The organism is Paraburkholderia tuberum STM678, from assembly GCF_902833905.1.
GTDB lineage: Bacteria > Pseudomonadota > Gammaproteobacteria > Burkholderiales > Burkholderiaceae > Paraburkholderia > Paraburkholderia tuberum.
On sequence record NZ_CADFGP010000045.1, the window covers coordinates 1 to 22,331 of the forward strand.

Sequence of the window (22,331 nt, forward strand, 5' to 3'; positions counted from 1 at the left end):
TTTGCCTGCGGCTTCCTTCAGATTCCGCCTTACGACGGACACCCTTGCCGTTCAGCTAGCACTTCCCCTTGCCGGGTGTGCAGAGGACTTTCACCCCCAAGTCATCCGGCTCGCCACCACAGCGGGTCGGACAGCGATCGGCTCGCCCTTATTCGGCAAGCGCCGCGACCGGCTCAGTGCCTGCCGCTTCGGCGAGTGCGAGCGCCTTGTCGGTGGCTTCCCACGTGAATTCCGGCTCTTCGCGGCCGAAATGACCATACGCCGCGCTCTTCTCGTAGACCGGGCGCAGCAGGTCGAGCATCTGGATGATGCCCTTCGGACGCAGGTCGAAATGCTGACGCACGAGTTCCGTGATCGTCGCATCCGACACGCGGCCGCTGCCGAACGTGTTGACCATCACCGAGGTCGGCTGGGCGACGCCAATCGCGTACGACACCTGGATCAGGCAGCGCGATGCGAGGCCCGCGGCCACGATGTTCTTGGCGACGTAACGGCCGGCGTACGCTGCCGAGCGGTCCACCTTCGACGGATCCTTGCCCGAGAATGCGCCGCCGCCGTGCGGCGCCGCGCCGCCGTACGTATCGACGATGATCTTGCGGCCCGTCAGACCGCAATCGCCCTGCGGACCGCCGATCACGAAACGACCGGTCGGGTTCACGAGGAACTTGATGTCACCCTTGATCAGCTCGGCCGGCAGCGTCGGCTTGATCACTTCCTCGATCACCGCTTCGCGCAGCGTGTCGAGCGCGATGTCCGGCGAATGCTGGGTGGACAGTACGACGGTGTCGATCGAATGCGGCTTGCCGTCGACGTAGCGCACGGTGACCTGCGACTTGGCATCCGGACGCAGCCAGGGCAGACGGCCGTCGCGGCGCAGATTCGCCTGACGCTCGACGAGGCGGTGCGACAGGTGGATCGGCAGCGGCATCAGTTCCGGCGTTTCCTCGCACGCGTAACCGAACATCAGGCCCTGGTCGCCCGCGCCTTGATCGAGGTTGTTGTCGTGCGCGCGGTCCACGCCCTGGGCGATGTCCGGCGACTGCTTGTCGTAGGCGACGAGCACCGCGCAGCCGCGGTAGTCGATGCCGTAGTCGGTGTTGTCGTAGCCGATGCGCTTGATCGTGTTGCGCGCGATCTGGATGTAGTCGACGTTCGCGGTGGTGGTGATTTCACCGGCCAGCACGACGAGACCCGTGTTGCACAGCGTTTCGGCCGCGACACGCGAGTACTTGTCTTGAGCGAGGATGGCGTCGAGGATCGCGTCCGAGATCTGGTCCGCGACTTTGTCGGGATGGCCTTCGGAAACGGATTCGGAAGTGAAGAGATAGTCGTTTGCCACGTTGCAGACTCCTGTTAGTGGTTACGGTTGCGTTCCACGTAGCCGACTTCGGGAGTCTGAAGCGGCGACGCTTTAGCGGATTACCTGACCGATGGACGCATAACCCATGAAAACCCATGGACCGCACCCGCCGGCTTCGCCCCGCAAGTTGTCTATTAACTCGGCGAAGCCTTTATTATAGCGACTTCCTTTGAATGTCACAGAGCCGAAACGAGTGCGGTATCACGTCAATTTTTCCGCTTTCCACAATTTCGCCCCCTGCGGCGCCGCGCGCCTGGAGGCTGCATGCTGAGCCGCTACGGCGCGAAGCTCGCGATCGGGCTGCTCAAACTCTTTGCGCTGTTGCCTTACGGATTCGTCGCCCGTCTCGGTGACGGGCTCGGCTGGCTGCTCTACCAGATCCCGAGCCCTCGCAAGCGCATCGTTCATACCAATCTCAAGCTGTGCTTCCCCGACTGGAGCGACGAGCGCCGCGAGGACGTCGCGCAAAAGCACTTCCGTCATGCGATCCGCAGCTATGTCGAGCGCAGCGTGCAGTGGTTCGGCTCGGCGAAGAAGCTCGACAAGCTGATCCAGCTCGACAGCGCGATCGACCTGACGGATCGGAACCTGCCGCCCACATTGTTTCTCGGCTTTCATTTTGTCGGCATCGAGGCCGGTTCGATCTTTCTGAACTACTCGCTGAAGCGCCAGTGCGGCTCGCTCTATCAGCCGATGTCGAATCAGGAGTTCGAGGAAGCCGCCAAAGCAGCGCGCGCGCGTTTCGGCGCGGACATGGCGAGCCGCGCGGATAGCGCGCGCGTCGTGCTGCGCTGGCTGCGCGAACGCAAACCGGTGATGCTCGGCGCGGACATGGACTACGGCGCGCGCAATTCGACGTTCGTGCCGTTCTTCGGCGTGCCGACCTGCACGCTGACCGCAGTCGGTCGTCTCGCCAAGGTCGGGCACGCGCAGGTCGTACCGTTCATCGGCGAGGTGCTGCCGAACTACAAGGGCTACCGGCTCAAGGTCTTCAAACCTTGGGACGACTATCCGACCGGCGACGATGACGCTGATGCGCGACGCATGAACGAGTTTCTCGAAGAGCAGATTCCGCTGATGCCCGAGCAGTATTACTGGGTGCACAAGCGGTTCAAGACACGCCCGCCGGGGGTGCCGGGGGTGTATTGAAGGTGGGGCTGGCCTCCTTGCCTGTCGTACCGTTTCCGATGTGCCAACGTGTATCATCTGCTATTGGCCGAGCACGGCTCCAATGGGTGATTCACCCAACGGCGGTGAGGCCGGGATTTTCGGCTCCGCCCGCACGCGCGAAGCCCTACGCAGCAACGGATACACGGAAAACGTGAAGCTCAAATTCACCAAAATGCACGGCGCGGGCAACGACTTCGTCGTACTCGACGGCTATACCCAGCCGGTTGATCTAACCACGGCGCAGGTGCGCGCGTTGGCGAACCGCCATTTCGGCGTCGGCGCCGACCAGTTGCTGCTGGTCGAAAAGCCGACCGTCGAAGGCGTCGATTTCAGATATCGCATCTTCAATTGCGACGGCGGGGAGGTCGAACACTGCGGCAACGGCGCGCGCTGCTTCGTCAAGTTCGTGCGCGAGCGCGGTCTCACCGACCAGCGCAGCGTGCGCGTGCAGGTCCAGAAAGGCACGATCACGCTGACGATGCAGGACAACGGCGAAGTGATCGTCGACATGGGCACGCCCGTGTTCGATCCCGAACTCGTGCCGTTCGCGATCAAGGGTCTGCAAGGCCGCCGCGAAGGCGAGGATACGCTCTGGCCGCTCGACGTGAACGGCGCGACGCGCTGGATGTCGGTGGTGTCGATGGGCAATCCGCACGCCGTGCAGGTCGTCGACGATGCCGAGGTGTTCCCGGTGCTCGCCGAAGGTCCGGCCATCGAGCGGCACACGCGCTTCCCGCAGCGGGTCAACGCGGGCTTCATGCAGATCGTCAACCGCAACGAGATCAGGCTGCGCGTCTACGAACGCGGCGCAGGCGAAACGCTCGCGTGCGGCACCGGCGCGTGCGCGGCGGTCGCGGCCGGTATCCGGCGCGGGCTGCTGGATTCGCCGGTGCTCGTACATACGCACGGCGGCGATCTGACCATCACGTGGGACAGCGCGCACCCAGGCGCGCCGCTGCTGATGGCCGGCCCCGCAGCCACCGTCTTCGAAGGGGAGATCGAGTTGGCCGAAGAGGCGTCGAGCGCCTCGTCGGACTCGACGCAGCACAATCCGTCCAGCCCGGCCGACATGGCGCCCTCCGTCTAACTCATTGACCGACGCGCCGCCGTGAGGCGGCCGTCCCGTAGTCCTCTAGCCGAAACCATGAACGATCGCGAAGTCGCCGAATACCTGCTCGCCAATCCCGAATTCTTCGTCGAACACGCGGAAACGCTCGCGACGATCCGGCTCGCGAACCCGCACGGCAAAGCCGCGGTGTCGCTGCAGGAGCGGCAGATGGAGATGCTGCGCGACAAGAACAAGCATCTGGAGCGGCGTCTTGCCGAACTGCTGCGCTACGGTCACGAGAACGACAGCATCGCGTCGAAATTCAACCGCTGGACCATCCGTGTGATGGCCGAGCGCGATCCGTACGCGCTGCCGCGCACGATCGCCGGCGGTCTGCGCGACATCTTCGACGTGCCGCAAGCGGCATTGCGCGTGTGGGACGTCGCCGAACCGTATGCGCAAGCGGACTTCGCGCGCCACGTCAGCGAGGAAGTGCGGATTTTCGCGGGCAGCCTGAGCACGCCGTACTGCGGCGCAAACACCGGCTTCGAGGCCGCGCAATGGCTCGCGCAAGCTGCGGTCGCGTCCCACGGGACGACCAACCCGGCGGCAAGCGCGACAACGAGCGCGACCGACGACCTCGGCGTCGCGTCGAACGGGACGGCGCAGAGCACCGAATCGATCGCGCTGCTCGCGCTGCGCGACCCCGAAGGTGTCGAAGACGCGCCGACGTTCGGCCTGCTCGTGATGGGCTCATCCGACCCGCGGCGCTTCCACGAAGGCATGGCCACCGATTTCCTCACGCAGATCGGCGCGCTCGCGAGCGCCGCGCTGAGCCGGCTGCTGCCGCGCTGAGCCGCGCCACGCAACGTCACCGCGTACCGTGAGCGCCGCCGACCCGATCGCCGCCTACCTGTCGCATCTCGAGCACGAGCGGCGGCTGTCGGCGCACACGCTGCGCGGCTACACGCATGAGCTCGCGGAACTGAAGCAGCTCGCCAAAGGCCGAGCGCTCGAAAGCCTCACCGCCGTCGACATCCGCGGCGCCGTCGCGCGCGCGCATGCGGGCGGTCTCACCGCGCGGTCGATCGGCCATCGGCTGTCGGCATGGCGGGCGTTTTATCGCTGGCTCGCGGGCCACGTCGAGTTGCCGGCCAATCCGGTCGCCGCGGTGCGCGCGCCGAAGCAGGCGAAAATGCTGCCGAAGGCGCTTTCCGTCGACGACACCGCGCGCCTGATGGACAGCCCGCCCGCCGACTCGCCCGAAGGCCTGCGCGATCACGCGATGCTCGAGCTGTTCTACTCGTCGGGCCTGCGCCTCGCCGAACTGGTCGGCCTCGACGCGCGTTTCGCCGACGTCGACGGCTATCGCTCGGCCGGCTGGCTGAAACTCGATTCCGGCGAAGTCGAAGTGCTCGGCAAAGGCAACCGGCGGCGCGTCGTGCCGGTGGGCAGCAAGGCGGTCGCGGCGCTGAACGCATGGCTCGCGGTGCGCGAACGGATGGTCCGCCACGATCCGCATCCGCTGTTCCTGTCGGCGCGCGGCAACCGGCTGTCGCCGAACGTCGTGCGCGAGCGCGTGAAGCGCGCGGCGCTCGCCGCCGGCATTCCGGCCAACGTGCATCCGCACGTGCTGCGCCATTCGTTCGCGACGCACGTGCTGCAGTCGAGCGGCGACCTGCGCGCCGTGCAGGAGCTGCTAGGCCACGCGAGCATCACCGCGACGCAGGTTTATACAGGCCTCGATTTCCAGCACCTCGCCCACGTCTACGACAGCGCGCATCCTCGCGCAAAGAAACGCAACTGATCACGCGACTGACGCCGCGCGCCACGACGCGCCGCCTTCGCTTGCACCTTACCTACACCTGATGAATACCGTTACGCTCAAACCGTCGAAAGAAAAATCGCTGCTGCGCCGCCATCCGTGGGTTTATGCCAATGCGATCGAGCACGTCGACGGCCGCCCCGCGCCCGGCGCGACCGTGCTCGTGCGCGCGCACGATGGCCGCTTTCTCGCCCGCGCCGCCTACAGCCCGCACTCGCAGATCCGTGCGCGCGTCTGGAGCTTCGACGAAGCCGAGCCCATCGATCACGCGTTCTTCAAGCGCCGCGTGCAGCGCGCGTTCGCGCATCGTCAGGCGATGGTGCGCGACACCGGCGCCGTGCGGCTGATCTTCGGCGAGGCGGACGGTCTGCCGGGCCTGATCGTCGATTACTACGTCGCCGAGGACGCGGATCAGCGCAGCCAGATCGTCTGTCAGTTCATGGCGGCCGGCGTCGAAGCGTGGAAGGACGCGATCGTCGCGGCGCTGGTCGGCGCAACCGGCTGCCCGAACGTCTACGAGCGCTCGGACGTGTCGATCCGTCAGAAGGAAGGGCTCGAGCAGATCACCGGCGTGCTCGCGGGCGAGCCGCCTTCCGAGAAGCTGATCGCGAGCGAAAACGGCGTGCGCTATCACGTCGACGTGCGCAACGGCCACAAGACCGGCTTCTATGTCGACCAGCGCGATAACCGCCTGCTCGTGCAGCAGTTCGCGAAAGATCGCGACGTGCTGAACTGCTTCTGCTACACCGGCGGCTTTTCGCTCGCGGCGCTCAGGGGTGGCGCAAAGCGCGTGGTGTCGGTCGATTCGTCGGGTGAAGCGCTCGCGCTCGCGCAGCAGAACGTCGCGGCCAACGGCTTCGACGCCGACCGCGCGACCTGGCTCGACGCCGACGCGTTCAAGACATTGCGGCGCCTCTACGACGAAGGCGAACGCTTCGACCTGATCGTGCTCGATCCGCCGAAATTCGCGCCATCGCGCGAGCACGTGGACCGCGCCTCGCGCGCGTACAAGGACATCAATCTGACCGGCCTGAAGCTGCTGCGCCCGGGCGGTTTGCTGTTCACGTACTCGTGCTCGGGCGCGATCGATCCCGAGCTGTTCCAGAAGATCGTGTCGGGCGCGGCCGCCGACGCACGCGTCGACGCACGCATCCTGAAGCGCCTTGGCGCAGGCGTCGATCATCCGCTGCTCACTGCGTTCCCCGAAGGCGAGTATCTGAAGGGGCTGCTGTTGCAAATCGCCTGATCGCCCTCATTTTCCCGGTGATTGCGCGTGGCGGCGGCGGCCCGCCTCCGCGCAGGGCGGCCATCAGCCGGCCGCAGCGCGGCCGCCCCTGCGCCCGCCAGGCAAATATGTTTCAATGACCGGCTGGACGGGGCTCGCGCCATCTGGCTGCGGCGGCCCGCCTAACGCATCTGGCTAGCCTTGCGCTAGCGTCCGATCACGCACCGTTTCACGACTTACAGGCGACCCACATGATTCCAGTCACCATCCTGACCGGCTTTCTCGGCAGCGGCAAAACCACCCTGCTCAAGCGCATCCTGAACGAAAAGCACGGCATGAAGATCGCCGTCATCGAGAACGAGTTCGGCGAAGAGAACATCGACAACGAGATCCTCGTGCAGGACACGAGCGAGCAGATCATCCAGATGAGCAACGGCTGCATCTGCTGCACGATTCGCGGCGACCTGTCGCGCGTGCTCAACGATCTGGCCGCGAAGAAGCAGGCGGGTGAAGTGGACTTCGACCGCGTCGTGATCGAAACCACCGGCCTCGCGAATCCGGGCCCGGTCGCGCAAACCTTCTTCATGGACGACCAGATCGCGAGCGAATTCCTGCTCGACGCGATCATCACGCTGGTCGACGCGAAGCATGCGAACCATCAGCTCGACCAGCACGAAGTGGTGCAGCGCCAGGTCGGTTTCGCGGACCGGCTGTTCATCACGAAGGCCGATCTCGTCGACGAGCGGCACGTGGGCGATCTGCGCCACCGTCTGCTGCACATGAACCCGAAGGCGGCGATCAAGGTCGTCAATTTCGGCGAGGCGGACATCAAGGAAATTTTCGATCTGCGCGGCTTCAACCTGAACTCGAAGCTCGAAATCGATCCGGACTTCCTGAGTGAAGACGAACACGCGCATAGCCACGCGCACGCGCACGACGAGCACGGCCACACGCAAGGCGACCATGACCACGAGCACGCCAATTGCGATCACGACCATGGCCATTGCGATCACGAAGGCCATGATCACGGACATCACCACCATGCGCATCACGACGACAAGATCAAGTCGTTCGTGTACCGCAGCGATCGTCCGTTCGATCCGAACAAGCTCGAAGACTTCCTCGGCGGCATCCTGCAGATCTATGGCGAGCACCTGCTGCGCTACAAGGGCGTGCTGTACATGAAGGGCGTCGATCGCAAGGTCGTGTTCCAGGGCGTGCATCAAATGATGGGCAGCGACCTCGCCGCGAAATGGCAACCGGCCGAGAAGAAGACCAACAAGATGGTGTTCATCGGCATCGAGCTGCCGCGCGATCTGATCACCGACGGTCTCGACGCCTGCCTCGCCTGAGCGGGCGCAGCGCCGTCGCGCAAGCAAGCCTCGGAGCAAGCCCACGACACGCCGCGCGCAGCGCGGCATGCGCCGTGCTACTTCTAGTGCGGTGAGATGCCCGCCGCCGACTGCGCGGGCGTGAATCCTCTGCTGAAACTGCGACGCCGCGACGCCGAGGCCTTTCGAATCCAGGCCATATGAAAAACGCGTGAAAACCCTGCTGTATTAAAGCGTGCACGACCATCGCTTTTTGGCTTTCTGCGCGTTATATTTTCGGGATATCTCAGCGCCGCAGGCTGGCTTTCAGCAGTTGCGGTGCCGTATTGTGATTCAGTTACAATACGTGCCCACTGGAGAATGACAACGAATTGCCCGGTCGCGCGTATCCCGCGACGGGCCTGAAACGGCGCCGGAAAACCTTGTCCGGAGACACGCCGAAAACGCCGGCGGGCACGGCCTGAAAAGGCACGCGCTCGTCGGCGAGCGATGCCTCAGGAGCATGTGTGAATCGGTTTCCAGAGGAGTTCGGCCCCGCAGCGGCGTAGCTAGCAACGCCCGGTGTGTGGGCGCCAGGCGCTTCGGCGTCACGACAGTCCAACGTTCGTGGCCACCCTGCGCTGCGCGTCCGCGCGACGCGTTTGCGGGCAATACGAAAGTGCGGGCCCTATGAGTTTTGCCTCACATTGAAGAAGTAAGCCAGATGACGACGAAACGACTCTTGACCGAAGCCGAAATCCTGAAGATGAGCGACAAGGATTACATGAATGCGGATCAGCTCGCCTTCTTCAAGAACAGGCTCGAACAGTTGCAGGCGGACATTCTCCGCAACGCCGGCCAGACGACCGAGAACCTGCGCGAAACGGTCATCGTGCCGGACCCGGCCGATCGCGCCACCATCGAGGAAGAGCATGCGCTCGAACTGCGCACGCGCGACCGCGAACGCAAGCTGCTGAAGAAGGTGCAGCAATCGATCGCGCGAATCGAGGCGGGCGACTATGGCTGGTGCGAGGAAACCGGCGAGCCGATCGGCATTCCGCGTCTGCTCGCGCGGCCCACGGCTACGCTGTCGCTCGAAGCCCAGGAGCGCCGCGAACTGCGCCAGAAGCTGTTCGGCGACTGATTATCTGCGGCGCGGCTTCGGCTTGGCGCCCTGAAAACGCTGCTTCGTCGAGAGGCGCACGGTGAACCGTGCGCCTTTTCTTTTTGCGCGACATCCGCGCATGCTCCGCCATCCGTCCCGCCCCGCCGTCCCTTCCCGCCTCGTTTCTCAGGCTCCCTGAGCGGATTTTCAGTTTTTCGTCCTATGCCTTCCGGCGGATCTTGATATGACCGCGCGCGCCCTAAAATAGATCGGACATGCGCTCACGAGCGCGCCAGCCGGCGCGCCGTCCGCTGACTGGATTCATGCGGTAGCGCACGGCGCTGCCGCGTTCTACCCGTTTTGCAAAGAGGAACGCATATGGAGCAATTTCACGGCACGACGATCGTTTCCGTGCGCCGCGGCAACAAGGTGGCGCTCGGCGGCGACGGCCAGGTCACGCTCGGCAACATCGTCATGAAAGGCGGCGCGAAGAAGGTCCGGCGCATCTACAACGGCAAGGTGCTGGTCGGCTTCGCCGGCGGCACGGCGGATGCCTTCTCGCTGCTCGACCGCTTCGAGGCGAAGCTGGAAAAACATCAGGGCAATCTGACGCGCGCGGCCGTGGAGCTCGCGAAAGACTGGCGCACCGACCGCATGCTGCGTCGTCTCGAGGCGATGCTGATCGCCGCGGACGCGAGCACCACGCTCGTCATCACCGGCAACGGCGACGTGCTCGATCCCGAAGGCGGCATCTGTGCGATCGGCTCGGGCGGTGCGTACGCGCAGGCGGCCGCGAAGGCGCTTGCCGACAACACCGAGCTGTCGCCGCGCGACATCGTGGAGAAGTCGCTGGAAATCGCCGGCGACATGTGCATTTACACGAACCATAACCGCGTCATTGAGACGATCGAGTAAGGACCCATCGATGAGCACCATGACCCCCGCCGAGATCGTCTCCGAACTCGACAAACACATCATCGGCCAAGGCCGCGCGAAGAAGGCCGTGGCGGTCGCGCTGCGCAACCGCTGGCGCCGTCAGCAGGTCGACGAACCGCTGCGCCAGGAAATCACGCCGAAGAACATCCTGATGATCGGACCGACCGGCGTCGGCAAGACCGAAATCGCGCGGCGTCTCGCGAAGCTCGCGGACGCGCCGTTCATCAAGATCGAAGCGACCAAATTCACCGAAGTCGGCTACGTGGGCCGCGACGTCGACAGTATCGTGCGCGACCTGATCGAAATTTCGGTCAAGCAGACCCGCGAAACCGAAATGCGCAAAGTGCGGACCAAGGCCGGCGATCTGGCCGAAGACCGCATCCTCGACATCCTGCTGCCAACCGCACGGCCGGTCGGCTTCGGTTCGAGCTCGAGCTCGACCGACACCGCCGATGAAGGCAGCACGACGCGTCAAACGTTCCGCAAGCGCCTGCGCGAAGGCCAGCTCGACGACAAGGAAATCGAGCTCGACGTCGAGCAGCCGCAGGTCGGCATGGACATCATGGGGCCGCCGGGCATGGAAGACATGACCGAGCAGATCCGCTCGATGTTCGCCAATATCGGCGGCGGCAAGAAGATGCGCCGCAAGATGAAGGTCAAGGAAGCGCTGAAGGTGCTCACCGACGAAGAAGCCGGCAAGATGCTGAACGACGAAGAGGTGAAGAGCAAGGCGGTGCAGAACGTCGAGCAGAACGGCATCGTGTTCCTCGACGAAATCGACAAGATCGCGTCGCGCAACGAAGCGGGCGGCGGTGAAGTGTCCCGTCAGGGCGTGCAGCGCGATCTGCTGCCGCTCGTCGAAGGCACGACGATCAACACCAAGTACGGCATGGTGAAGACCGATCACATCCTGTTCATCGCGAGCGGCGCGTTTCATCTCGCGAAGCCGAGCGATCTGATTCCCGAGCTGCAGGGACGCTTCCCGATTCGCGTCGAGCTCGATTCGCTGTCGGTCAACGACTTCGAATCGATCCTCGTGTCGACGGACGCGAGCCTCGTCAAGCAATACCAGGCCCTGCTCGCGACCGAAGACGTGCACCTCGAATTCGCCGACGACGGCATCCGCCGTCTCGCCGAGATCGCGTACTCGGTCAACGAGAAGACCGAGAACATCGGCGCGCGGCGTCTTTATACGGTGATTGAAAAACTGCTCGAAGAAGTGTCGTTCTCGGCCGGCAATCATTCGGGCCATGCAGTGCAGATCGACGCGGCGTATGTCGATAGCGCGTTGAACGAAATCGCCGAAGACGAGGATCTGTCGCGCTACGTGCTTTGACATGCGCGGTGACAGCGCGAAGCGCTGATGCATGAAAAACGGGCTGCCTTCGCATAGGCAGCCCGTTTTGTTTTGTGCCGCCCTTCCCGCGGCGGCGCCTCGAACAGCCAACGCCGCGCCAGAAGATCGCCGCCTACTGCTTCACCGGCCGCTTCGCCAACTTGCGCTGCAACGTGCGCCGATGCATGTTCAACGCGCGCGCGGTCGCCGAGATATTGCCGTTGTGTTCTGCGAGCACACGCTGGATATGCTCCCATTCGAGCCGCGCCACCGACAGCGGCTGCGGATGCTCGATCGCCGCCTCGGCCTGCAACGCGCTCGCCTCGCTTTGCAGCGCCGACAGGATCGTCTCGACGTTGGCGGGCTTTGCGAGATAGTTGTCGGCGCCGTCCTTGACCGCCTGCACCGCGGTGGCGATGCTCGCGTAGCCGGTCAGCACGAGCATGCGCGCATCGGGCTGCAGATCGCGTAACGGCGCGACGAGCGTCAGGCCGGAGTCGTTGCCGAGATGCAGGTCCACGGTGATCTCGCTGAACTTCTGCTGATTCGCGAGCCGGATCGCCTCGTCCGCGTTGTGTGCTTCGGTCACCGTGTAGCCGCGCCGCGTCAAGCCCCGCGCGAGGATGCCGGAGAACACTTCGTCGTCGTCGATCACCAGAAAATTCTTCTCGCTCATGCCTGTTTCTCCGTGTTGGATGGCGCGGCGCCATGTGGGCTCGCTCCGGAAATCTTGCGCGCGGCGAGCGGTAGTCGCAGCACCGCACGCGTGCCGCGCGGCCGTCCGCCGTTGACGTCGGTCAGCTCGATCGATCCCTTCAGACGCGCCGCCGCCGAAAACGCCAGATACAGGCCGACGCCGTGACCGCCCTGCGTGCTCTCCACCGGCATCGCGCCGAGCGAGCCGCGCAGCGCGGCCGGAATGCCCGGACCGTGGTCGCACACTTCGAACACGATCTGGTCGCCGCGTGGCGCGAGCACGCAGCACAGTGTCACGTGATCGCGGCTCGCGCGCGCGGCGTTGTCGAGCAGGATCGTCAGTATCTGGCTGACGGCCGCCGTGTCGTTGAGACTGACATCGGCGGGCGGTGTGCCAAGCCGCTCGAACTTCACGTGAGGATGGCGCAGGCGCCATTGCCCGGCAAATGATTCGAGCCATTCGTCGACCGGCTGGCGGTTCGTCGTGGTCGTTGCGCGGCTGCGCAACCGCGCGAGCGCCGACGTGCACAGCATCATCTGCTGCTCGAGCAGCTCGAGATCGGCGCGGTAGGGGGCGAGTCCCGCGTCGGTCCGCGCCGCGTCGCGCAATTCTTCGGACAACATCGCGATTGTAGACAGAGGGGTGCCGATTTCGTGGGCCACGGTGGCCGCCTGCACGCCGAGCGCGACCGCCCGTTCGTCGTGGAGCAAGCGCTGCTGCGCTTCTCCAAGCGCTGCGTCACGTAGCCGCAGCGCTCGGGACATGCGCGCGACGAACCACGCAATCAGCCCCACGCTGACCATGAAGTTGACCCACATGCCCGCGCGGTAGTAGTCGAACAGGTTGGCGGGATTCTCGAGATTGAGCGGCACGGAATCGAAACTGAGCATCGCGTAGCAGGCGACCGCGAACGCCGCGAGCCAGGCCATCAGATACCACGGCAGCACCGCCGCCGCGATCGCAAGCGATGGCAGGTACAGCGACACGAACGGGTTGGTGGTGCCGCCGGACAGGAACAGCAGCGCCGACAACGCCCCGAGATCGACCCAGATCTGCCCGAACAGCTCGAGGTTGGACTCGGGACGCTGCTGCGACACGCGCCACCACGTGAGCGCGTTGAACAGCACTTCGAGCCCGATCACCAGCAGCATCGCGGGCAACGGCAGATTGGCGCCGATGAAGATCTGCACGAACGCGATCGTCAGCAGCTGACCGATGATTGCGAGGCTGCGCAGCCAGAACAGATGACCGAGATTGACGCGGCCGGTGTTGGTTATACGGTGCATGACCCTAGTCTACCCGTTACGCCGCCGCGGCCCGAGCCAGTGGCGCCGCGGCAGATGAAGCCTGTGGCTTCGCCGCCGCGGCCAAACTGCACCCGCTCGACGACGCCCGCCATTATTGCCCCGCTCGACCCGGGAAACGCCGTCGCACAATTGCGCGCCGGCTACACGCTGCGGATGGCCAGCCGGCACGCCGACGCGATCGCCCCGGATCGGCAGCCGCGGTTCGGCGAATGGGAGCCGGCGCCGGAAGCGATTGTGCGCGATCTGCGGGCGCGGGTGGCGCAGCATCGCCGCGCGTCGGCGGTTTCTGATCGGCCCCGGGGCGAATCCGACCATCACGGCCGCTCATGCTCACTCGCCTCGTGTGTCGCCTGTGCAATCTCCGCGGCCAGACACTCCGGGCACAGACACCGGCCGCCTGGCTTTAACCGCTCGACCGGTAGCGGCGGCAGCGCGCGGCACCAGCAGTTGGACGGCTCGGTCTGCATGCCGCAGTCGAAAGCATTGCCGCAGCGCGGACAGCGTGCGCTGCGTTCGGAGCGGGGGGAAGACGATTTCATCGCAGATCGGCGCTCAGGGCCGGGGACATTGATCAAGCCATGATGCCATGACTGACACGCTCAGGTGCAGTCGTCCGTTCGGCCAATGCACAGCCGTCACGCAAGTGCGTTACGCTTGCTGTTCGACACCCCCGCGGCCCGTCATGGTGCGGTACGCCAAGCCTGCACCGCCCGTCGCTCGCGCCGCGGCCGAAAACCCTGTTGCAGCGCGCCAGTCCTGTACAATTCGCGCTGTTTTAACTGTTCCGTGCCCGAGCCTGCCGCCATGTCCGAGCTTCCCGACCTCTCGCAGATTGCGCCCACCCTGAAAGCCGAAATTCTGGCCGAGGCGCTGCCTTACATCCGTCAGTATCACGGTAAGACCGTGGTCATCAAATACGGCGGCAACGCCATGACCGAAGAGCGTCTGAAGCAGGGCTTCGCGCGCGACGTGATTCTGCTGAAGCTGGTCGGCATCAACCCGGTCATCGTGCACGGCGGCGGTCCGCAAATCGACCAGGCGCTTAAGAAAATCGGCAAACAGGGCACGTTCATCCAGGGCATGCGCGTCACCGACGAAGAGACGATGGAAGTCGTCGAATGGGTGCTCGGGGGCGAGGTGCAGCAGGACATCGTGATGCTGATCAACCACTTCGGCGGCCACGCGGTCGGCCTGACCGGCAAGGATGGCGGCCTGATCCACGCGCGCAAGATGCTGATGCCCGATCGCGAAACTCCGGGCCAGTACGTCGACATCGGCCAGGTCGGCGAAGTCGAGTCGATCAACCCGGCGGTCGTGAAGGCGTTGCAGGACGACGCGTTCATTCCGGTCATCTCGCCGATCGGCTTCGGCGAAGACGGCCTGTCGTACAACATCAACGCGGATCTCGTCGCGGGCAAGCTGGCGGTCGTGCTGAACGCCGAAAAGCTCGTCATGATGACCAACATCCCCGGCGTGATGGACAAGGAAGGCAATCTGCTGACCGACCTGTCGGCGCGCGAAATCGACGGTCTGTTCGAAGACGGCACGATCTCCGGCGGCATGCTGCCGAAGATCTCGTCCGCGCTCGATGCGGCGAAGAGCGGCGTGCGCTCGGTGCACATCATCGACGGCCGCATCGAGCACTCGGTGCTGCTCGAAATTCTGACCGAACAGCCGTTCGGCACGATGATCCGCTCGCATTGATCGTTGCGGCATCCCCGGCACAGGGGTTGCGTCCGAGCGGCGCGACGCCTGTGCCCCACCTCGCGGCCGGCAGTCCATGCGCGCCCCCGAGCGTTGATGCGGCAATCTCTGCGCATCCGCAGCATGAAACGCCCGTCAGCGGCTGAAGAAGTTCACCATGTGCACCCACACTTCGCGGCGCCGCCGTCCTGACCTCGCAGGCGGCAAGCCCGTCTGGCTGTTCGATCTCGACAACACGCTGCACCGCGCGTCACATGCCATTTTCCCCGCGATCAATCGCGGCATGACCCAGTACATCATCGACGCGCTGCAAGTCGACATCGACGAAGCCAACCGTCTGCGCACCGGCTACACGCTGCGCTACGGCGCAGCACTGCTCGGTCTCACGCGCCACCATCCGCTCGACGCGCACGACTTCCTGAAGGTCGTGCACACGTTCCCCGACCTCTGCTCGATGATCCGCCACGAGCGCGGCGTCGCGCGTCTGATCGCGGCGCTGCCGGGCCGCAAGATCGTGCTGACCAACGCGCCCGAAACCTACGCGCGCGCGGTGCTCGCCGAGTTGCGCATCGAGCGGCTATTCGAGCGCGTGATCGCGATCGAGCACATGCGCGATCGCCGCCAATGGCGCGCGAAGCCCGATCACGCGATGCTGCGCCGCGCGATGCGCGACGCGCACGTGTCGCTGAAAGACGCGATCCTCGTCGAGGACACGCGTTCGCACCTGAAAAACTATCGACGGCTCGGCATCCGCACCGTGTGGATCACCGGGCACCTGCCGCGCCAGCCGCACGCGGACGGTGTACCGACGCGCCTGCCGGGCACCGGCCGGCCGCATTATGTCGACCGCAGCATTCGTTCGCTAAAATCGCTACGACTGGGCACGCGCTCGGTTCGATGGAAGGGACGCAAGCCGGGACAGTAGGGACGAAAGCCGCCAACGACATCAGCCGGGGGACCATAGCCATGCATCCGATCGACAAGCCTGACGAAACCTCAGCCGCAGCCTCCCCCGCGGCGCCGGCCGCCACACGCTCGCCGCGTCCGAAGCCGGGCGAGCGTCGCGTGCACATCCTGCAGACGCTTGCCAGCATGCTCGAAGCGCCGAAGCGCGAGAAAGTCACCACGGCCGCGCTCGCCGCTCGGCTCGGTGTGTCGGAAGCCGCGCTGTATCGCCATTTCGCCAGCAAGGCGCAGATGTTCGAAGGGCTGATCGAGTTCATCGAGCAGACGCTGTTCGGCCTCATCAACCAGATCACCAATCACGAAAACAACGGCGTGCTGCAGGCGCGCGCGATCGCGCTGATGCTGCTCAACTTTCCCGCGAAAAATCCCGGCATGACGCGCGTGCTGACCTGCGAGGCGCTGATCGGCGAGCACGAGCGACTCACCGAGCGCGTGAACCAGATGCTCGAGCGCGTCGAGGCATCGCTGAAGCAGTGCTTGCGGCTCGCGCAGACCGAAGCGCTTGCCCGTGCGGATAACGACGTCACAGGCAACGCCGGCCCGCAGAGCGCACCGCAATCCACTGCGTTGCCTGCCGACTACGATCCCGCCATTCGCGCGAGCCTGGTGGTGAGCTATGTGATCGGCCGCTGGCATCGCTATGTGCGCAGCGGTTTCGCGCGGCCGCCTGCCGAACACGCGGACGAGCAATTGCTGCTGATTCTTCAGTAGTCCGCGAGGACTCGCACCCTTCGCGCGGCATCGCCCGTGCCGCTGCCGCGCGGAATTTTCCGCTATACTTTGCGCCTGATGTTGCCGCGGCCTTCCGATGCATAACGGACCGCGCCAAGGCATCCCGATACACGTTGCACCCGGTTTCACACCCTTTCACGCGCCGATTTGCTGACTCGATTGCGGGCGCGCGAACCCTTGGCCCCAGGCCCGCGGTTCACTATAAATGCGGCTAAAGAGGTCGTCAGCTGCGCACACCGTCCTTCTCTTCGTGCTTCGCCGACGCCGTTTAGCCGCCCTGTTGACTCAATGGCGGAATGAATGGAATCCATCGGCATCGTCGCTCCCCAAAAAATGCATTTCACCGAGCCGCTGCCATTGCGCAACGGCAGCTCGCTCGCAGGCTACGACCTGATGGTCGAGACCTACGGCACGCTCAATGCCGCGCGCAGCAATGCGGTGCTCGTGTGCCACGCGCTGAACGCATCGCATCACGTGGCGGGCGTGTACGCCGACGATCCGAAGGACATCGGCTGGTGGGACAACATGGTCGGCCCGGGCAAGCCGCTCGATACCGACAGGTTTTTCGTGATCGGCGTGAACAACCTCGGCTCGTGCTTCGGCTCGACCGGGCCGATGAGCATCGACCCCGCGACCGGCAAGCCGTATGGCGCGACCTTTCCGGTCGTCACCGTCGAAGACTGGGTCAACGCTCAGGCGCGCGTCGCCGACGCCTTGGGCATCACGCGCTTCGCCGCCGTGATGGGCGGCAGTCTCGGCGGCATGCAGGCGCTCGCGTGGAGCATGATGTATCCGGAGCGGGTCGCGCATTGCATCGTGGTCGCATCGACGCCGAAACTGTCCGCGCAGAACATCGCGTTCAACGAGGTCGCACGCTCGGCGATCCTGTCAGACCCCGACTTCCACGGCGGCAACTACTACGCGCACGACGTGAAACCGAAGCGCGGCCTGCGCGTCGCGCGGATGATCGGCCACATCACGTATCTGTCGGACGACGACATGGCCGAAAAATTCGGCCGCTCGCTGCGTCGCGCGGAAGGCGCGCTCGATGACTACAACTTCAGCTTCGACGTCGAATTCGAAGTGGAATCGTATCTGCGCTATCAGGGCGACAAGTTCGCCGACTACTTCGACGCGAACACCTACCTGCTGATCACGCGCGCGCTCGACTACTTCGATCCGGCCAAGGCCTTCGACGGCGATCTGACCGCCGCGCTAGCGCACACCACCGCGAAGTATCTGATCGCGAGCTTCTCGACCGACTGGCGTTTCGCGCCGGCACGCTCGCGCGAACTGGTGAAGGCGCTGCTCGACCACAAACGCACGGTCACCTATGCGGAGATCGACGCGCCGCACGGCCACGATGCCTTCCTGCTCGACGATGCGCGCTATCACAACCTGCTGCGCGCCTACTACGAACGCATTGCAAACGAGGTCAACGCATGAACCAGCGAGCACTTGATTACCTGGCATTGCGCCCGGACTTCCGCGCGATCGCCCGCTGGGTCGAACCGCGCGCGACCGTGCTCGATCTCGGCTGCGCGGACGGCTCGTTGCTGTCGCTGCTGAACGAAGAACTGGACGTGCAGGGCTACGGCATCGAGATCAACGACGCCGGCGTGCTCGCCGCGACGCAGAAGGGCGTCAACGTGATCCAGCAGAATCTCGAAGACGGCCTGCGCCTGTTCGAAGACGGCAGCTTCGATTTCGCGGTGCTGTCGCAGACGCTGCAGACGATTCATCAGACCGCGGCGATCCTGCGCGAGACGGTGCGCGTCGGCAAGCAATGCATCGTGTCGTTTCCGAATTTCGGCTATTGGGCGCATCGGCTGTCGGTGTTGCAGGGGCGTATGCCGGTGTCGAAGTCGCTGCCTTATCAATGGCACAACACGCCGAACGTGCGTGTGCTGACGATCAAGGACTTCGAAGCGCTCGCGCCCGAAGTCGGCATCGAGATTCTCGATCGCGTCGTGCTGCATGACGGACAGGTGGTGCGTTGGGGCGTGAACTGGCGTGGTAGTCTTGCGGTCTATCGCGTCAAGAAAAGCTAACGTCACTTATCCACATGTCGAACCCGCCGCACGAGGCGCCCGCACTTACCGCTCACGAAGAACATCCCGGCTGGCGCGCGTTTTTGAATACGCGCATGCTGATTTGCGTCTTTCTCGGCTTCACGTCGGGATTGCCGCTGTTTACGCTCGTCTACCTCGTGCAGGCGTGGCTGCGCTCGGAAGGCGTCAATCTGAAGGAAATCGGCCTCTTCGCGCTGATCCAGTTTCCGTACACCTGGAAATTCGTCTGGGCACCGCTGATGGACCGCTACGTACCGCGCGTGCCCGCCTGGCGGCCCGGCAGACGGCGCGGCTGGATGCTCGTCACGCAATTGCTCGTGGCCGGCGCGATGGCGACGCTCGGTTTCGTGTCGCCACGCGAATCGATCTGGACCGTCGCCGCGCTGACCGCTCTGGTCGCGTTCTTCGGCGCGAGCTCCGACATCGTGATCGACGCGTACCGGCGTGAATTGCTCAGCGACACGCAGCAGGGCCTCGGCAACGCGGTGCACGTGAACGCGTACAAGATCGCGGCGCTCGTGCCCGGTTCGCTCGCGCTGATTTTGTCCGATCATCTGCCGTGGAGCACCGTCTTCATCGTGACGGCCGCGTTCATGCTGCCGGGCGTTCTGATGACGCTGGTCGTGCGCGAGCCCGAGGTGCACGGCGAGCCGCCGAAGAATCTGCGCGAGGCGATCGTCGAGCCGTTCAGGGAATTCATTCAGCGCGACGGCTGGCGCACTGCCCTTTTCGTGCTCGGCTTCATCTTCCTGTACAAGCTCGGCGATACGATGGCGACCACGCTGTCCACGTCGTTCTTCCTCGACATCGGTTTTTCGCGCACGCAGATCGGCGTGATCGCCAAGACCACGGCGTTCGGCGCGAGTCTCGCGGGCGGCATCGTCGGCGGGATCTGGCTGATGAAGATCGGCATCGGCCGCGGCTTGTGGATCTTCGGTTTGCTGCAGATCGTGTCGACGCTCGGCTTCGCGTGGCTCGCGCATCTCGGCCCGGACTCGCCCGGACTTGCCGCGATTTACAACATTGCCGTCGCACTGAGCCAGGGGACGACGAAGCTGCTGTCGTTCGTCGGCATCGACTGGAGCGTGCAGCTCGATCCACGCTCGGTCGCGCTCGCGCTCGTGTACGGCTTCGAGACCTTCGCCACCGGTCTCACGATGGCCGCGTTCACCGCGTATATCGCGAGCACCACCGATCCGCGCTACACCGCGACGCAGTTCGCGCTGTTCACGAGCCTCGCGTCGGTGCCGCGCACGCTCGCGTCGGCGGCGAGCGGCTATGTGGTCGCGCGGATGGGCTGGTTCGACTACTTCATCCTCTGCACCGCGCTCGCGGTGCCCGGCATGCTGCTACTGGTGCGTATCGCGCCGTGGAGGGACCGGTCGTGAAGGTACCGCTTCCGACCCGCGCGCGCCGCACCGCACTCGGCGCCGTAAGCGTCCTCGGTTGCGCGAGCGTCGCGCTGGCGATGCCGGCGGGCGCCTATGCGGCCGGCACGCCGGCGATTGGCGCCAGCCCGGTGAGCGGCGCGCAAGCGCCCGCGCCGGCCGCCGCCGCCGCGACCACCAGCGGTGCGACGCCCAACCCAGCCCCGATGCCTGCGGCCAGGTCCGCGACCAGCGGCACCAGCGCCGCGGAAAACGCGACTTCGGCTGCAGCCGGCAACAGCGGCAACAACAGCGCCGGCGGTGCCAATCCTGGCGCGAATAACAGCACCGGTGCCAACGCCGGTGCCCCGGGCACGCCCAGCGCTAGCGGTAGCGCTCCGGGCGCCGCTACTTCCGGCTCCGCGCCGCAGCCCGCGCACGCCCCCGCCACCTCCAAAGCGCCCGCCGCGGCATCGGCCCCCGCGGCCGTCCCGCCGCCCTACTACGTGAGCCCGCAACTGCGCTACGGTGGCTACATGGTGTTCCGCAACCTGATCCCGTCGTCGATGCTCGAGGCGCAGGCCGCCGAGGAGTTCAACCAGATCGTCTACGGCGCCAGCCACGCGAACCGCCTGTACGGCGAGACGGACGCGCGCGTGACGCGCGTGCGCTCGATCATCGACCGGATGATTCCGTACTCGTTGAAATGGAACGAGCGAGCCAAGCTCTGGAAGTGGGAAGTCGCGGTGGTGCGCTCGAACGACATCCGCATGTACTGCCTGCCGGGCGGCAAGATCGTCGTCTATAGCGGGATTCTCGATCGCGTCCGCCTGAACGATGACGAGGTCGGCATGCTGATCGGCCATGAGATCGCGCACGCGTTGCGCGAGCACGCGCGCATGCGGCTCGGTCAGTTGCAGGCGAGCCAGCTCGATTCGTCCGGCACGATTCCGCAACTGTTCGGCCTCGCCGATCTGGGCATGGCGCCGCTCGGCATCGGTTCGCGTCTGCTGGAAATGAAGTACGAGAGCACCGACGAAACCGAAGCCGACGTGATTGGCAGCGATATCGCGTCGCGCGCCGGCTTCGATCCGCGCGCGGCGGTCACGCTGTGGGATAAGCTCGCGCAGGCGACGCGCGGCAGTCGCAAGCAGGGCTTCATCTACGTGCACCCGTACACGCCGGCGCGCCGCGACGACATCATCAAGCGGCTGCCGGACATGCTGCCGCTGTACGCGAAGGCAATCGGCAAGAGCGTCGATGAGTTGCCCGATTATGCAGGCATCGGTCGGCCGACCCGCAAGCCTGCGCGCGACTGATACCCCGGTTCTACGACTGCCGGCGGGCCACGGCGCTGCACGCGTCGCGGCCGGTGGGCTTACTTTTTGACCTTATGGTCGTAGTCGACGGTCAGCGGCGCATGGTCGCTGAACTTGATGTCGCGGAACACGTCGGTGCGCTTCGCCTTGCTTGCGATGCCCGGCGTCGCGATCTGGTAATCGATCCGCCACCCGACGTTCTTCGCATACGCCTGACCGCGATTGCTCCACCACGTGTACTGCTCGGGCCGCTGGTCGAGCGTGCGGAACACGTCCACATAACCGACTTCGTCGAACAGTTTGTCGAGCCATGCGCGCTCTTCGGGCAGGCAGCCCGAATTCTTCTGGTTGCTCTTCCAGTTCTTGATGTCGATTTCCTTGTGCACGATGTTCACGTCGCCGCACACGATCACCTCGCGCTCCTTCGCCAGCTCGGCGAGATGCGGCATGAACTCGTCCATGAAACGGAACTTGGCCTGCTGGCGCTCGTCGCCGCTCGACCCCGACGGCACATACACCGAGACCACCGACAGCTTGCCGAAACGCAACTCGACGTAGCGCCCTTCCGGGTCGAACTCCTCGCTGCCGAAGCCGATGACCACTTCGTCCGGCTCATGACGCGTATAGACGCCCGCGCCGCTATAGCCTTTTTTCACCGCATGCTGGAAATAGCCGGTGAAATCATGCGGCGCCATGAACTCCGGCGTCATGTCGTCCTGCGAGCATTTGATTTCCTGCACGCAAAGCACGTCGGCGCCCTGTTCGCCGAACCAGTCGAAAAAGCCCTTCTTCGCCGCCGAGCGGATGCCGTTGAGGTTGGCGGTAATCACACGCAACATGTCTTTCCTCTTT

Annotated in this window: 21 protein-coding genes; 16 read left to right on the forward strand and 5 right to left on the reverse strand. The window is 64.9% G+C overall.

Annotated elements, in window-relative coordinates:
• Nucleotides 1-148: 148 nt before the first annotated feature.
• Entirely contained in the window at nt 149-1,339 is a 1,191-nt protein-coding gene (gene metK, locus HWY30_RS30040; RefSeq protein ID WP_090802193.1) for a methionine adenosyltransferase, read from the reverse strand.
• 285 nt (nt 1,340-1,624) lie between these two features.
• On the opposite strand from metK, the gene HWY30_RS30045 reads away from it, so the two are divergent.
• From HWY30_RS30045 to hslU, 9 genes are all read left to right on the forward strand, one after another.
• Nucleotides 1,625-2,509 carry a lipid A biosynthesis lauroyl acyltransferase gene (locus HWY30_RS30045; RefSeq protein WP_090802194.1) on the forward strand — a complete coding sequence of 295 codons (885 nt, stop codon included), beginning with the start codon at nt 1,625-1,627 and terminating at the stop codon, nt 2,507-2,509.
• A gap of 172 nt (nt 2,510-2,681) precedes the next feature.
• Nucleotides 2,682-3,617 (forward strand): diaminopimelate epimerase, encoded by a 936-nt coding sequence (dapF, locus tag HWY30_RS30050; protein ID WP_090805500.1) that lies wholly within the window; start codon nt 2,682-2,684, stop codon nt 3,615-3,617.
• Between the two features lie 57 nt (nt 3,618-3,674).
• Nucleotides 3,675-4,433, forward strand: coding sequence for a DUF484 family protein (locus HWY30_RS30055; protein ID WP_090802196.1), 759 nt, complete (start codon nt 3,675-3,677; stop codon nt 4,431-4,433).
• 28 nt (nt 4,434-4,461) lie between these two features.
• The gene (xerC, locus tag HWY30_RS30060) at nt 4,462-5,385 is read left to right on the forward strand and encodes a tyrosine recombinase XerC (protein WP_090802197.1); all 924 of its coding nucleotides are present in this window, start codon (nt 4,462-4,464) and stop codon (nt 5,383-5,385) included.
• A gap of 61 nt (nt 5,386-5,446) precedes the next feature.
• Nucleotides 5,447-6,649, forward strand: a complete 1,203-nt coding sequence (locus HWY30_RS30065) for a class I SAM-dependent rRNA methyltransferase (protein ID WP_090802199.1) — start codon at nt 5,447-5,449, stop codon at nt 6,647-6,649.
• A 230-nt stretch (nt 6,650-6,879) separates the two neighbouring features.
• The gene (locus HWY30_RS30070; RefSeq protein WP_090802200.1) at nt 6,880-7,980 is read left to right on the forward strand and encodes a CobW family GTP-binding protein; all 1,101 of its coding nucleotides are present in this window, start codon (nt 6,880-6,882) and stop codon (nt 7,978-7,980) included.
• A 682-nt stretch (nt 7,981-8,662) separates the two neighbouring features.
• Nucleotides 8,663-9,082 carry an RNA polymerase-binding protein DksA gene (gene dksA, locus HWY30_RS30075; protein WP_090802202.1) on the forward strand — a complete coding sequence of 140 codons (420 nt, stop codon included), beginning with the start codon at nt 8,663-8,665 and terminating at the stop codon, nt 9,080-9,082.
• Nucleotides 9,083-9,421: 339 nt separating this feature from the next.
• Entirely contained in the window at nt 9,422-9,958 is a 537-nt protein-coding gene (gene hslV, locus HWY30_RS30080) for an ATP-dependent protease subunit HslV (protein WP_027199403.1), read from the forward strand.
• Between the two features lie 10 nt (nt 9,959-9,968).
• Nucleotides 9,969-11,315 (forward strand): ATP-dependent protease ATPase subunit HslU, encoded by a 1,347-nt coding sequence (gene hslU, locus HWY30_RS30085; RefSeq protein ID WP_090802203.1) that lies wholly within the window; start codon nt 9,969-9,971, stop codon nt 11,313-11,315.
• Between the two features lie 133 nt (nt 11,316-11,448).
• Here the strand turns inward: hslU and HWY30_RS30090 are convergent, their stop codons facing one another.
• From HWY30_RS30090 to HWY30_RS30100, 3 genes are all read right to left on the reverse strand, one after another.
• Nucleotides 11,449-11,991, reverse strand: coding sequence for a response regulator transcription factor (locus tag HWY30_RS30090; protein ID WP_090802205.1), 543 nt, complete (start codon nt 11,989-11,991; stop codon nt 11,449-11,451).
• Nucleotides 11,988-13,298 (reverse strand): ATP-binding protein, encoded by a 1,311-nt coding sequence (locus tag HWY30_RS30095; protein ID WP_090802206.1) that lies wholly within the window; start codon nt 13,296-13,298, stop codon nt 11,988-11,990. The genes HWY30_RS30090 and HWY30_RS30095 overlap by 4 nt, the downstream gene beginning before the upstream one ends.
• A gap of 335 nt (nt 13,299-13,633) precedes the next feature.
• Nucleotides 13,634-13,858, reverse strand: coding sequence for a cysteine-rich CWC family protein (locus tag HWY30_RS30100; protein ID WP_090802208.1), 225 nt, complete (start codon nt 13,856-13,858; stop codon nt 13,634-13,636).
• A gap of 265 nt (nt 13,859-14,123) precedes the next feature.
• Here HWY30_RS30100 and argB point away from each other — a divergent pair, with 265 nt between their 5' ends.
• The 7 genes from argB to HWY30_RS30135 all read left to right on the forward strand — a co-directional run bounded on the left by argB (nt 14,124) and on the right by HWY30_RS30135 (nt 21,479).
• On the forward strand, nt 14,124-15,023 hold the full coding sequence (gene argB, locus HWY30_RS30105) for an acetylglutamate kinase (protein ID WP_018419098.1): 900 nt from the start codon (nt 14,124-14,126) through the stop codon (nt 15,021-15,023).
• 157 nt (nt 15,024-15,180) lie between these two features.
• Nucleotides 15,181-15,948, forward strand: coding sequence for a pyrimidine 5'-nucleotidase (locus HWY30_RS30110; RefSeq protein ID WP_090802209.1), 768 nt, complete (start codon nt 15,181-15,183; stop codon nt 15,946-15,948).
• Nucleotides 15,949-15,989: 41 nt separating this feature from the next.
• Nucleotides 15,990-16,700 (forward strand): nucleoid occlusion factor SlmA, encoded by a 711-nt coding sequence (gene slmA / locus HWY30_RS30115; RefSeq protein ID WP_090802211.1) that lies wholly within the window; start codon nt 15,990-15,992, stop codon nt 16,698-16,700.
• Between the two features lie 321 nt (nt 16,701-17,021).
• The gene (gene metX, locus HWY30_RS30120; protein ID WP_090802212.1) at nt 17,022-18,167 is read left to right on the forward strand and encodes a homoserine O-succinyltransferase MetX; all 1,146 of its coding nucleotides are present in this window, start codon (nt 17,022-17,024) and stop codon (nt 18,165-18,167) included.
• On the forward strand, nt 18,164-18,772 hold the full coding sequence (metW, locus tag HWY30_RS30125; RefSeq protein WP_090802214.1) for a methionine biosynthesis protein MetW: 609 nt from the start codon (nt 18,164-18,166) through the stop codon (nt 18,770-18,772). Before metX ends, metW begins: the two co-directional genes overlap by 4 nt.
• A 14-nt stretch (nt 18,773-18,786) precedes the next feature.
• A complete protein-coding gene (locus HWY30_RS30130) occupies nt 18,787-20,181 on the forward strand; it encodes an AmpG family muropeptide MFS transporter (protein ID WP_090802216.1) in 1,395 nt (464 codons plus the stop codon).
• On the forward strand, nt 20,163-21,479 hold the full coding sequence (locus HWY30_RS30135; RefSeq protein WP_090802217.1) for a M48 family metallopeptidase: 1,317 nt from the start codon (nt 20,163-20,165) through the stop codon (nt 21,477-21,479). The genes HWY30_RS30130 and HWY30_RS30135 overlap by 19 nt, the downstream gene beginning before the upstream one ends.
• A gap of 59 nt (nt 21,480-21,538) precedes the next feature.
• Here HWY30_RS30135 and HWY30_RS30140 read toward each other — a convergent pair whose 3' ends face one another.
• Complete coding sequence (locus HWY30_RS30140; RefSeq protein WP_090802219.1) at nt 21,539-22,318, reverse strand: exodeoxyribonuclease III; 780 nt, start codon at nt 22,316-22,318, stop codon at nt 21,539-21,541.
• Nucleotides 22,319-22,331: the final 13 nt, after the last annotated feature.